10 protein-coding genes are annotated in these 13,638 nt (G+C 37.2%); all 10 read left to right on the top strand.

What is annotated here, in order from left to right; genetic code table 11:
• Positions 1 to 63: 63 nt before the first annotated feature.
• The 10 genes from rpoB to DKK79_RS11975 all read left to right on the top strand — a co-directional run bounded on the left by rpoB (position 64) and on the right by DKK79_RS11975 (position 13,606).
• A complete protein-coding gene (rpoB, locus tag DKK79_RS12020) occupies positions 64 to 4,092 on the top strand; it encodes a DNA-directed RNA polymerase subunit beta (RefSeq protein WP_110424303.1) in 4,029 nt (1,342 codons plus the stop codon).
• A gap of 90 nt (positions 4,093 to 4,182) precedes the next feature.
• On the top strand, positions 4,183 to 8,400 hold the full coding sequence (rpoC, locus tag DKK79_RS12015; RefSeq protein ID WP_110424302.1) for a DNA-directed RNA polymerase subunit beta': 4,218 nt from the start codon (positions 4,183 to 4,185) through the stop codon (positions 8,398 to 8,400).
• Positions 8,401 to 8,483: 83 nt separating this feature from the next.
• A complete protein-coding gene (locus DKK79_RS12010) occupies positions 8,484 to 8,795 on the top strand; it encodes an antibiotic biosynthesis monooxygenase family protein (protein ID WP_110424301.1) in 312 nt (103 codons plus the stop codon).
• 357 nt (positions 8,796 to 9,152) lie between these two features.
• Positions 9,153 to 9,752 carry a LemA family protein gene (locus DKK79_RS12005; RefSeq protein ID WP_110424300.1) on the top strand — a complete coding sequence of 200 codons (600 nt, stop codon included), beginning with the start codon at positions 9,153 to 9,155 and terminating at the stop codon, positions 9,750 to 9,752.
• 5 nt (positions 9,753 to 9,757) lie between these two features.
• Complete coding sequence (locus DKK79_RS12000; protein WP_110424299.1) at positions 9,758 to 10,678, top strand: TPM domain-containing protein; 921 nt, start codon at positions 9,758 to 9,760, stop codon at positions 10,676 to 10,678.
• Positions 10,679 to 11,106: 428 nt separating this feature from the next.
• The gene (locus DKK79_RS11995; protein ID WP_034884880.1) at positions 11,107 to 11,442 is read left to right on the top strand and encodes a hypothetical protein; all 336 of its coding nucleotides are present in this window, start codon (positions 11,107 to 11,109) and stop codon (positions 11,440 to 11,442) included.
• 45 nt (positions 11,443 to 11,487) lie between these two features.
• Positions 11,488 to 11,856, top strand: coding sequence for an SFCGS family glycine-rich protein (locus DKK79_RS11990; protein WP_034884881.1), 369 nt, complete (start codon positions 11,488 to 11,490; stop codon positions 11,854 to 11,856).
• A gap of 13 nt (positions 11,857 to 11,869) precedes the next feature.
• Positions 11,870 to 12,166, top strand: a complete 297-nt coding sequence (locus DKK79_RS11985; RefSeq protein WP_110424298.1) for a DUF4312 family protein — start codon at positions 11,870 to 11,872, stop codon at positions 12,164 to 12,166.
• Between the two features lie 15 nt (positions 12,167 to 12,181).
• Positions 12,182 to 12,934, top strand: coding sequence for a DUF4311 domain-containing protein (locus DKK79_RS11980; protein WP_110424297.1), 753 nt, complete (start codon positions 12,182 to 12,184; stop codon positions 12,932 to 12,934).
• 18 nt (positions 12,935 to 12,952) lie between these two features.
• Complete coding sequence (locus DKK79_RS11975; protein ID WP_110424296.1) at positions 12,953 to 13,606, top strand: DUF4310 family protein; 654 nt, start codon at positions 12,953 to 12,955, stop codon at positions 13,604 to 13,606.
• Positions 13,607 to 13,638: the final 32 nt, after the last annotated feature.

Here is a 13,638-nt window from a genome sequence, read left to right as displayed (position 1 = left end):
TTCGTAGTACCCTGATGAATATTTAATCATGCTAAAATAGCAGATAAGCAAGTTGAGGAACTAATGGTTTACTCTTATACCGAGAAAAAACGAATTCGTAAGAATTTTGGTAAGCGTCCACAAGTCTTGGATATACCGTATCTTCTTTCTATTCAACTTGATTCGTTCCAGAAGTTTATTGAGCAGGATCCAGAAGGTCAATATGGCTTAGAAGCCGCTTTTCGTTCAATATTTCCGATAAAAAGTTATAGTGGTAGCGCTGAGTTACAATACGTGAGCTTTAAAATGGGCGAACCTGTATTTGATGTTAAAGAATGTCAAATTAGAGGGATCACTTACTCAGCACCATTGCGCGTTAAATTACGTTTAGTTATTTATGATAAAGATGCGCCAGAAGGAACAGTTAAAGATATTAAAGAGCAAGACGTCTACATGGGCGAAATTCCTTTAATGACGGACAATGGTACGTTTGTAATTAACGGTACAGAACGTGTTATCGTTTCACAATTGCATCGTAGTCCAGGTGTGTTCTTTGATAGTGATAAAGGTAAAACACACTCTTCTGGTAAAGTTCTATATAATGCTCGGATTATTCCTTATCGTGGCTCTTGGCTTGATTTTGAATTTGATCCAAAAGATAATCTTTTTGCTCGTATCGACCGTCGTCGTAAACTTCCTGCAACAATCATTTTGCGTGCGTTAGGTTATGAAACTGAAGAAATTTTAGATATGTTCTTCGAAAAAACGATTTTTGAAGTAGGCAAATCAAAATTAAAGATGGATCTTGTACCAGAGCGTTTACGTGGTGAAACGGCGCTATTTGATATCGAATCTAAAGGCAAAGTTTACGCAGAGAAAGGTCGTCGTATTACAGCTCGTCATATTCGTGAGCTTGAAAAAGATAAAGTAACTAAAATTGACGTTCCAGTTGAGTATATTGTAAATAAAGTACTAGCTAAAAATTATATTGATGAAGAAACGGGTGAAGTCGTTGCATTTGCCAATACTCCAATTTCGTTAGAACTATTACTTCAATTAACCAATGCTGGTTATAAGAAAATTGAAACTTTATTCACTAATGATTTAGATCATGGTCCATTTATTTCTGAAACTTTAAATGTTGACTCAACACGAGATCGATTAGGTGCTTTAGTTGAAATTTACCGAATGATGCGCCCAGGCGAGCCACCAACAAAAGAAGCTGCTGAAGCATTATTTGATAATCTATTCTTCTCTGACGAACGTTATGACTTATCAGCAGTTGGTCGTATGAAGTTTAATCGTTCTTTAGGACGAGACGATATTGAAGGCGAAAGTGTCTTAACTAAAGCTGATATCGTTGATGTAATGAAGAAATTAATCAGCATTCGTAATGGTCATGGTGAAGTCGATGATATCGATCACTTAGGAAACCGTCGTATCCGTAGTGTTGGTGAAATGGCTGAAAACCAATTCCGTATTGGTTTAGTGCGTGTAGAACGAGCAGTAAAAGAGCGCTTATCATTAGGCGATCTTGAGTCATTAATGCCACAAGATATGATTAATGCTAAACCAATTTCAGCGGCTATCCGCGAATTCTTTGGTTCAAGCCAATTATCTCAGTTTATGGATCAAAACAATCCATTATCTGAAATTACGCATAAACGTCGTATTTCTGCATTAGGTCCAGGTGGTTTAACCCGTGAACGTGCCGGATTCGAAGTACGTGACGTACATCCTACCCATTATGGTCGTGTATGTCCGATTGAAACACCGGAAGGACCAAACATCGGTTTGATTAACTCATTAGCGGTTTATTCTCGTACTAATGAATATGGATTCCTTGAAACGCCATATCGTCGTGTAGTTGATGGCGTGGTAACTGATGAAATTAACTATTTATCAGCAATCGACGAAAGTGAATTTGTTATTGCCCAGGCTAACTCAAATCTTGATGACGATGGTCGTTTTAAAGAAGATTTAGTGACTTGTCGTTTAAATGGTGAGTCAGGTTTATATAGTCCAGAACAAGTCCATTATATGGACGTATCAACGCAACAAATCGTATCCGTTGGTGCTTCATTAATTCCGTTCTTAGAACACGATGATGCGAACCGTGCCCTAATGGGTGCGAACATGCAACGTCAAGCAGTACCGACATTAAAAGCGGAAAAACCATTTGTTGGAACTGGTATGGAAAGGGCTGTAGCAGTTGACTCAGGTGTAACTGCAGTAGCTCGTCGTGGTGGTACTGTTCAATATGTTGATGCATCACGCATTGTAATTAACGTTAATGATGATGAAATGTATGCTGGCGAAACAGGGATTGATATTTATAACTTAACTAAATATACCCGTTCAAACCAAAATACCTGTATTAACCAAATTCCATGTGTGGAATTAGGTGAAAAAGTTGAGCGTGGTGATGTCCTTGCCGATGGTCCATCAACTGACTTAGGTGAGTTGGCTTTAGGTCAAAATATGCGAGTGGCATTCATGCCATGGAATGGTTATAACTTTGAGGATTCTATTTTAGTCTCTGAAAAAGTAGTACAAGATGACCGTTTCACTTCGATTCATATTCAAGAGTTATCTTGTGTATCTCGTGATACCAAACTTGGTGCAGAAGAAATTACCGCCGATATTCCAAATGTGGGTGAAGCGGCTCTTTCTAAACTGGATGAATCAGGTATTGTTTATATTGGTGCTGAAGTTAAAGGTGGCGATATTCTGGTTGGTAAAGTAACACCAAAAGGTGAAACACAATTAACGCCAGAAGAAAAATTACTACGCGCTATTTTTGGTGAAAAAGCGTCAGATGTTAAAGATACTTCACTTCGTGTGCCAAATGGCGTTTCAGGTACAGTTATTGATGTTCAAGTCTTTACTCGTGATGGTGTACAAAAAGATAAACGTGCACTTGAAATTGAAGAGATGCAACTTAAACAAGTTCGCAAAGACTTAACAGAAGAGCTTAAAATCCTTGAAGCAGCGTTATTTGCTCGTATCCGTGATGTGTTAATTTCTGGCGGTATTAAAGCCGACAAATTAGATGCTTTACCACGAGAAAAATGGTTAACCATTGGTATTGCTAATGAAAGTAAGCAAGCGCAATTAGAGCAACTTGCTGAACAGCATGATGAAATTAAAGCTGAGTTTAACAAAAAACTTGAAGCTAAACGCATGAAGATCACTCAAGGTGATGATTTACAACCTGGTGTTCTGAAAATTGTTAAAGTTTACTTAGCGGTTAAACGTCAAATTCAGCCTGGTGATAAGATGGCAGGTCGTCATGGTAACAAAGGGGTTATCTCTAAAATCAACCCAATTGAAGATATGCCATATGATGATAAAGGACGTCCAGTTGATATCGTATTGAATCCTCTAGGTGTTCCTTCACGTATGAATATCGGTCAGATTTTAGAAACTCACTTAGGTATGGCGGCGAAAGGTATTGGTCAGAAGATTGATACTATGCTGAAAGAACAGCAAGAATTAGCTAAATTACGCGAATTTATCCAAAAAGCGTATGACCTTGGTTTAGGTGCAGCACAAAAAGTTAATGTTGCTGAATTTACTGATCAAGAAGTCATGACTCTGGCACAGAATTTACGTAATGGTATGCCACTTGCTACACCTGTATTTGATGGTGCTAAAGAGCAAGAAATTAAGGCATTACTTGAACTTGGTGATTTACCAACTTCAGGTCAAATTACCTTGTTTGATGGTCGTACTGGTGAGCAATTTGAACGTCCAGTAACAGTAGGTTACATGTACATGCTTAAATTGAATCACTTAGTTGATGATAAGATGCATGCTCGTTCTACAGGTTCATATAGTCTGGTTACGCAACAACCGTTGGGTGGTAAAGCTCAATTTGGTGGTCAACGTTTCGGTGAGATGGAAGTATGGGCACTTGAAGCATATGGTGCCGCTTATACTCTACAAGAAATGTTAACTGTTAAATCAGATGATGTGAACGGTCGTACTAAGATGTATAAAAATATTGTAGATGGCGATCATCGTATGGAACCTGCGATTCCAGAATCATTTAATGTATTACTAAAAGAGATTCGTTCGTTAGGTATTAATATCGAGTTAGATGAAGAATAATCTTAACTAACTGAAATGATTTCTATTTATAGGGATAACTTATCAGTAATGATAAGTTATCTAATTGGTTTAACTCCATAGGAGTCAATTGTGAAAGACTTACTAAAGTTTCTAAAAGCGCAAACAAAAACTGAAGATTTTGATGCTATCAAGATTGGCCTTGCTTCTCCTGATATGATTCGTTCATGGTCTTTTGGTGAAGTTAAAAAACCTGAAACAATTAACTATCGTACGTTCAAACCTGAACGTGATGGCTTGTTTTGTGCGCGTATTTTCGGACCAGTTAAAGATTATGAATGTTTGTGTGGAAAATATAAACGTTTAAAACACCGTGGTGTTATTTGTGAAAAATGTGGTGTAGAAGTCACTCAAGCTAAAGTGCGTCGTGAACGTATGGGGCACATTGAACTTGCATCACCTACTGCACATATCTGGTTTTTAAAATCATTACCATCACGTATCGGTTTATTACTCGATATGCCACTGCGTGATATTGAACGGGTACTTTATTTTGAATCATTTATGGTTCTTGATGGTGGTATGACAAACCTTGAACGCGGTCAAATTTTAACTGAAGAACAGTATTTAGATGCGTTAGAAGAGTTTGGTGATGAGTTTGATGCACGCATGGGTGCAGAAGCTATTCAAGAGTTACTACGTAACATTGATGTTCAAGCCGAATGTGAAGCATTGCGTGATGAACTTTCAACGACTAACTCAGAAACTAAACGTAAAAAATTAACAAAACGCATTAAAATCATTGAAGCATTCATTCAATCAGAAAATAAACCAGAATGGATGATTTTAAATGTGTTACCTGTGTTGCCACCAGATTTACGACCATTAGTACCACTTGATGGCGGTCGTTTTGCAACATCAGACTTAAACGATTTATATCGTCGTGTTATCAACCGTAATAATCGTTTAAAACGTTTATTAGATTTAGCTGCACCAGATATTATTGTACGTAACGAAAAACGTATGTTACAAGAATCTGTTGACGCCTTACTTGATAATGGTCGTCGTGGTCGTGCAATTACCGGTTCAAACAAACGTCCATTAAAATCACTTGCCGATATGATTAAAGGTAAGCAAGGTCGTTTCCGTCAAAACCTATTAGGTAAACGTGTAGACTATTCAGGTCGTTCAGTAATTACTGTAGGTCCATACTTACGTTTACATCAATGTGGTTTACCGAAAAAAATGGCGCTTGAACTATTTAAACCATTTATCTACGGTAAATTAGAACGTCGTGGTTATGCAACAACCATTAAAGCGGCGAAGAAAATGGTTGAACGTGAAGATGCAGTTGTTTGGGATATCTTAGATGAAGTTATTCGTGAACATCCGGTATTATTAAACCGTGCACCAACACTTCACCGATTAGGTATTCAAGCGTTTGAACCTATTCTTATTGAAGGTAAAGCTATTCAGTTACACCCATTAGTTTGTGCGGCATTCAATGCTGACTTCGATGGTGACCAAATGGCGGTGCACGTTCCATTAACGTTAGAAGCGCAATTAGAAGCACGTGCGTTAATGATGTCAACCAACAATATTCTTTCACCTGCAAGTGGTGAGCCTATCATCGTTCCATCTCAGGACGTGGTTTTAGGGCTTTACTACATGACTCGCGATAAAGTCAATGCGAAAGGTGAAGGCATGATATTAACTGGCCCTAAAGAAGCAGAAAAACTGTATCGTTTAGGTCTTGTTGAATTACATGCTAAAGTTAAAGTTCGTATTACAGAAAGTCATCGTAATAGTATTGGTGAATGGGAAGATACAACTTCTGTTGTCGATACTACAGTTGGTCGTGCTATCTTATGGTTAATTATGCCTAAAGGTATGAGCTTCTCTGTTATCAATCAACCGCTGGGTAAAAAGGCGATTTCACGAATTTTAAACATTTGTTATCGCCAATTAGGCATGAAAGAAACTGTTATTTTAGCTGACCAAGTTATGTATACCGGCTTTGCTTACGCAGCTCGTTCTGGGGTATCAGTTGGTATTGATGATATGGAAATTCCTGCGAAGAAATTACAAATCATCAACGAAGCAGAAATTGAAGTTGCGGAAATTCAAGAACAGTTTCAATCAGGTTTAGTAACCGCAGGTGAACGCTATAACAAAGTTATCGATATTTGGGCTGCAGCCAATGAACGTGTTGCTAAAGCGATGATGGATAACTTATCAACTGAAAAAGTTATTAACCGTGAAGGTAAAGAAGAAGTTCAATCTTCATTTAACAGCATCTATATGATGGCCGACTCTGGTGCTCGTGGTTCTGCAGCTCAGATTCGTCAGTTAGCAGGTATGCGTGGTTTGATGGCAAAACCAGATGGTTCGATCATCGAAACGCCAATTACGGCAAATTTCCGTGAAGGGTTAAACGTTCTTCAGTACTTTATTTCTACCCATGGTGCGCGTAAAGGTCTTGCAGATACCGCATTGAAGACAGCGAACTCAGGTTACTTGACTCGTCGTTTAGTTGACGTGGCTCAAGATTTAGTTGTTATTGAAGATGACTGTGGCACGTTAGAAGGCGTGGTAATGACACCGGTAATTGAAGGTGGTGATGTTAAAGAACCACTACGTGAACGTGTTTTAGGTCGTGTAACAGCTGAAGATGTATTAAAACCAGGTAGTGCAGATATCTTAATCCCTCGTAATACATTACTAGATGAAAGTTATTGTGATTTACTTGAACAAGAATCTGTAGATAGCGTTAAAGTTCGTTCAGTTGTTTCGTGTGATACTGACTTTGGTGTTTGTGCGAAATGTTATGGTCGTGACTTAGCTCGTGGTCACCTAGTAAATAAAGGTGAAGCAATTGGTGTTATCGCCGCTCAGTCAATCGGTGAACCGGGTACACAGTTAACCATGCGTACATTCCATATCGGTGGTGCGGCATCACGGGCAGCGGCAGAATCAAGTGTTCAAGTTAAAAACAAAGGTAGTATTAAATTAACTAATGCTAAATTTGTAACTAACCCAGATCAAAAATTGGTTATTACCTCGCGTAATGCTGAATTAACGATTATCGATGAATTAGGACGAATGAAAGAAACTTATAAAGTTCCTTATGGTTCGATTTTAACTAAAGGTAATGGTGCAGCTGTTGATGCTGGTGAAACACTAGCTAACTGGGATCCACATACAATGCCGGTTATCTCAGAAGCTAAAGGTTTTGTTCGCTTTGTTGATATGATTGATGGGCAAACTATTACTCGTCAAACTGATGAGTTAACTGGTTTATCATCTATTGTGATCTTAGATGTAGCAGAACGTACAGGTGTTGGTAAAGATTTACGTCCAGCAATTAAGATTGTCGATGCTAAAGGTAATGATATCTTTGTGGCAGGTACTGAAATGCTTGCGCAATACTTCTTACCAGGTAAAGCATTAGTACAATTAGAAGATGGTGCGGAAATCAACGTTGGTGACACACTTGCTCGTATTCCACAAGCATCTGTGGGTACTAAAGATATCACCGGTGGTTTACCACGAGTTGCTGATTTATTTGAAGCACGTAAACCTAAAGAGCCAGCAATTCTTGCTGAAATTGATGGTATTATCTCATTCGGTAAAGAAACGAAAGGCAAACGTCGCTTAATCATTACGCCACTAGATGGTAGCGAACCATACGAAGAGATGATTCCAAAATGGCGTCAGCTTAACGTATTCGAAGGTGAACAAGTTGGTCGCGGTGATGTGATCTCTGATGGTCCTGAATCAGCACATGACATTTTACGTCTACGTGGTGTTAATGCTGTGACTCGTTACATCGTGAATGAAGTTCAAGAAGTTTATCGCTTACAAGGTGTAAAAATTAACGATAAGCACATTGAAGTCATTGTTCGTCAAATGTTACGTAAAGCAACGGTTATTCATCCAGGAAGTTCTCGTTTACTTGATGGTGAACAACTTGAAGTTTCACGCTTGAAGATTATTAACCGAGAACTTGAAGCTCAAGGTAAAGAACCAATTGTCTATTTGCATGATTTACTTGGTATTACTAAAGCATCACTTACTACTGAATCATTTATTTCTGCGGCATCGTTCCAAGAAACGACTCGCGTATTAACTGAAGCAGCAGTTGCAGGTAAAAATGATGAACTTCGTGGCTTGAAAGAGAACGTTATTGTTGGTCGCTTGATCCCAGCTGGTACTGGTTATGCTTATCATAAAGAGCGTTTGCGTAAACGTGCAATGCCAACTAATGATGAAATTCAACCAACGGTTTCGGCTGAAGAAGCTACGGCTAATTTAGCGGAACTATTAAATTCAGCAGAAGAAAATCAATAGATTTTAGATAAACTGACTAAAATAGCACGTGATACCACGTGCTATTTTTTTGTCAAGCGTATGGTATATGAAAGGAGTATTAGATGTATATTGTCATGAATCGGTTTAAAATTAAGTTAGGTAGTGAAGATACTTTTATTGAAATCTGGCGTAATCGTGATAGTCATTTAAAAGAGATGAAAGGTTTTAATCGTTTTTATTTCCTTAAAGGTAAAACTTATGCAGATTACACATTGTTTTCATCATATGCCGAATGGGAATCAAAACAAGATTTTGAAAATTGGGTTAATTCTGCTCATTTCAAACATACTCACCGTAATACAGATAACCGTCCAAATAACCCAGATATCTATTTTGAACCTGCTCAACTTGAATGTTTTGAAGTCATTATCTAAGTAATTTTTAAACTAAAAAATCAAATTTAAAAATAAGTATTGTGAGCAATACTAATAAAAATTACCTATGATAATTCTTCGCAAATTACATAAAAAAAGATATAATTGATAAAACTCTATGGCATAACATCGATTAAAGAAATATGTCAGTTCATGTAAATTAAATCTATTATCTAAAAGTCTCTTCTTGGTAGTCTGTAGTCCATAACTATTATTATAAATAGTTATTAAATGTATTCCTCAATTAAGCATTATAAGTTTGTTTAGTAACAAAATTTTTAGGCTACTGTTTAGTATTTTCTAATTATCATTGCTTTTTAAGCTATTTGGAAGTTTAACTATTTATAGGGGTTCACTATGAAATCCAAATCGTTTTTGCTTATCATTATATTAATTATTATCGGGGCATTTTTATTTTTTAAAGACTATAACAGCATTCAAACTCAAGACGAAAAAGTGGCGGCTTCTTGGTCAGAAGTTGTTAATCAGTACAAACGACGCGCTGATTTAGTGCCTAACTTAGTTAATACGGTAAAAGGTTATGCTAGTCATGAAAAAGATGTTTTTACTCAAGTAACTGATGCCAGAGCCAAAGTCGGCTCGATTCAAATCAATGCAGATCAACTTAGTGATCCAGCTTTATTCTCGAAATTCCAACAAGCTCAATCTGAATTAAGTTCTGCCTTAAGTCGCTTAATTGCCGTTAGTGAAAATTACCCAGAACTTAAAGCAAATACACTCTATCAAGATTTAATGAGTCAACTTGAAGGAACCGAAAACCGTATAACGGTTGCTAGAGGTCGATATATTGAGACTGTACAATCCTTTAACACTTATATTCGACAATTGCCAACCAAATGGATTGCAAATGTTATAGGGGTACAACCAAAACAACAGTTTACGGTTGAAAATGAACAACAAATTTCTAATCCACCAGCAGTCAATTTTGGACAATAAGCATAATGAAAAAATATTATCTGCTCTTTTGTTTACTGTTTTTTAGTGCGGTAAGTTATGCATTAACTGAGATTCCTACATTTGATCGCCGTGTTATTGATACGTCAGATACTTTAGAACCATCACAAATAGATGATTTGGAATCAAGCTTGATTGCTTTTGAAAAGACGCGAACTGATGGTGCACAGATCGCGGTATTAATGATCTCAAAACTCGACAATGAAACGGTTGAACAGTATGCCGATCGGGTATTTATTCAGTGGAAAATAGGTAACAAAGAGCGAGATAATGGCATTTTATTATTAATTATTAAAGATGATAAATTGATGCGAATTGAAGTCGGTTATGGTTTTGAAGGCACCATTACCGACTTGATTGCTAGCCATATCATCCGCGAACAATTAGCACCACAATTTAGACAAAATAACTATTATCAAGGTATACATGATGCACTTTCAAAATTAATCAATCAATTGAATGATCCTCAACAAGTACCTGCGACCAACAGTGATCCTGATCTCAAAACGGTACTTGCTGGTGATTTTGGTGCCAATTTATTTAATTATGGGCTAGCATCTTTTTTTATCTGCTTCACTATTGCCAGCTTATTTTCGATTAGTTCCACTAAACGTAGCACTAGCCGAAGTTTAGGTACTGGTTTGCTAAATGGAATGTCAGTTGGTGGTTTTACTTTATTCAATGGCTATTCATTACATATTGTTTTACCACTAATATTTTTAGCTTTTGTTGCCAGTGCAATTTTAAGTGGCATTTTAACTATGCGTGGTGGTGGCGGTAGTGGACGCGGTCGAGGAGGCGGTTTTGGCGGCGGTAATGGTGGTGGTTTTGGCGGAGGTTCATTCGGTGGTTTTGGTGGTGGTGGCGGCGGACGCAGTGGCGGTGGAGGAGCTTCTGGCAGCTGGTGAACTTTAATAAAACTAAATACTAAAGGGATTGGTAATTTATATATTTTAACTCTATTCGACAAATATCTTTTTCAATGTCCTACATACTGGGGATGTATCATGTTGCCTCAGTTGTGTGGTTAAAATAATATTATTTAACAGGTTTTAACTTTAATATTAAAAATAGCTATTTTTACCTGATAAAAATATGAGGAAAAGAAGTTTTCTCATATTAAGTTTGCTATTTAATCGCATTTTTATGCGTTTATGGATTAAATTTAAAATAAATTAACTCAATTCACAAAGATATCTCACACTAAAATGCTTGTTAGTAACAGCATTAATCCATAATTACAATAAATTTCCTTTTGCAATAGGAAAAATTCTCTCTCCACATTTATAGTTATTTCATTTAGGCTAAGATATCTTAAAAAAACAAGAGAATTAGAATGACTATGCCACAAAAACAATTCCGTATGATCGAAGATGATTTAGATCCCGAAGTTGTGACAGAGCAAACGATAGAAATTATTAATCGTTGGTTAACTGATCATCAAATAACCCAAAACGACGTGCAAAAAGCAATGTTGTTATCACATGTCAAAGCGATGGTTGAAAGAGCAAAAACACTAGAAAAATTACCTGAAGTCGATCCTTCTTTATTTGATGAACTCTCAGAACAATCCTTAATGCTTGCACATAAAACTGTACAATTATTCAATAGCCTAGCAAAAGAAGAGGCTTATTTATTAGCTGTTCATTATGAAGTGGCTATAGCAAATTAATCAAATTACTAGATCTAAAAAACAATAATTAAAAGGAGAATTATTATGGCTGAAGTAATCATCGTAATCGGCGATAGAATGGGAAAAGGGCAAAAAATTGCAGAAGGAATTAATTCTATTGAAGGATGTCGTGCAATTGTTATCCCAGGTATGGCTGCTGATATGAAATTAGGCGATGTGATGAATAATGAGAATGCCGATTTAGGGCTTTCGTTTTGTGGCAGTGGTGGTGCGGGTGCCATAACGGCGCAAAATAAATATGGATATTCTCAACGACATGGTATGCGTTCAATTGAAGAAGGTGAAACAGCCATTAATGACGGTTGTAAAGTACTTGGCTTTGGTTTTATGGATACAGTGGAACTTGGTCAACGTATAGCTCAAGCATTTTTGAAAAAATATCCACGTAGTTAAATAGGTTAGAAACATGAAAAAAACTGAGCAGATACAAGTTAGAGTAACTGGGCAAGGAGATTCAAAGCAGCGTGCATTTGCTATAGCACTAAATCAGGTGCAAAAGCAAGTGCTTAAAAATACGAATAATATAATGCTACGAATTGAGCCGCTTGATATTAGTGTTGTTTCTGCTATTGAAAAGATAACTACAGAACGTTTTTTATTTATTTTTTTACCACGAAAAAAGACATTTTATGACATCACTCTTGATGTCTCAGTAAATGTTACATTTATCGATCTGAACGATATTAACTTTATCTCTAAATAACGCAAAAGGAAAGTAATGGAAATTCTAATTATAGCATTGAAGTCCATTGTAATTGGTGGGCTATGTGGATTTGGAGTAGGCGCTGGTGCTGCTCGAATGTTTCATGCTCCAACTTATCAAGGTATGGGGGCATTTCGTACCCTAGGTGAACTTAATTCTTGTGAGAGTGATCCTGCTGCACATTTCTCATTTGGCTTAGGATTCTTTTTTAATGCCTGGGCTTCATCTGTTGCTGCCGGTTCATTTACCCAAGATGTTGATCACCGAATTATCCCTAACTGGGGCGCAGCACTATTGATGATAAAAAACCGAAATTTGGAGCAAACATTACATTCTCCTAAAAAAATGGCTTTTGCTTGTGCATTAATCGGTGTGATTGTTGTGTTATTTTTAAATACAACAACCTCTGTAATTCCTGATTCTTTAAAAATCACCGCGACCAAAGTTTTAGTTCCCGCTGCGAATTTACTGGTAGCAACCGTGATGCCGGTTATTTTCTGGTTGGCAGCTTTAGATGCCGGTAGAAGAAGTGGCTTTTGGGGCACATTGTTTGGTGGGCTTGCGCAATTAATTATGGGGAATGCTGTACCTGGTTTAGTGTTAGGTATTTTGATTGGTAAAGGAGTGGATGACAGTGGTTGGAACCGAGTGATGAAAATCATGTTAGCTGCGGTAATTGTTTTATTTGTCATGAGCGGTTATTTCCGTGGATTTGATATGAAAATGATTAATTCATTCCGAGATGGTCTGTCTTATTGGTTTAAATAATATAGGGAACAATAGATTATGAATACTCAAACAACCATTAATAAAAGTTTTTGGTATGCCGATTGGTCATTCCCTATTCTTTGTGGATTACTCTCTGCAGGTATTTTTGCTGGAACGCATACTTTTTATGTATATGGAATTGGTGCTTTTAATGAAATAGCCTTTGTTGCAATGCTTAAATCAGGCATGACGACAGGCGATTATGGTGCAGTAGCAGCGTTTGGTGCCAGTTTTTTATTTGCCCGTGTCATTGAAGGCTCGCTAGTTGGAATTCTCGATATTGGTGGCGCGTTACAAACAGGTATTGGTTTAGGTGTGCCAGCGTTGTTATTGGCTGGTGGCTATACATTGCCAATTGAAAACTTTTTGGTGGCGTTATTAACCGGTTTATTACTCGGTATGGCAATAGGTTTACTTATCATCCTTATCCGTAAATTTACGGTTAATAGTGGTGGTGGATCAACTTTTGGTGCTGATGTCATGATGGGCGCGGGAAATGCATCTGGTCGTTTTCTTGGTCCAATGATTATTTTATCCGCTATGGTTGCCTCTATTCCTATCGGTATAGGTTCATTGCTTGGTGCACTATTATTTTATGTATGGAAAAAGCCTATCACTGGCGGTGCAATATTAGGTGCCATGATTTTTGGTGGTATCTTCCCAATTATATAATGTTATGTCCCCTCAATCATAATTGTGGTCGA

This window comes from Gilliamella apicola (assembly GCF_003202915.1).
In the GTDB taxonomy this organism is placed as follows: Bacteria; Pseudomonadota; Gammaproteobacteria; order Enterobacterales; family Orbaceae; genus Gilliamella; species Gilliamella apicola_Q.
The sequence above is the reverse complement of the archived record's forward strand: the minus strand, read 5'-3'. Positions and strand labels throughout refer to the sequence as shown.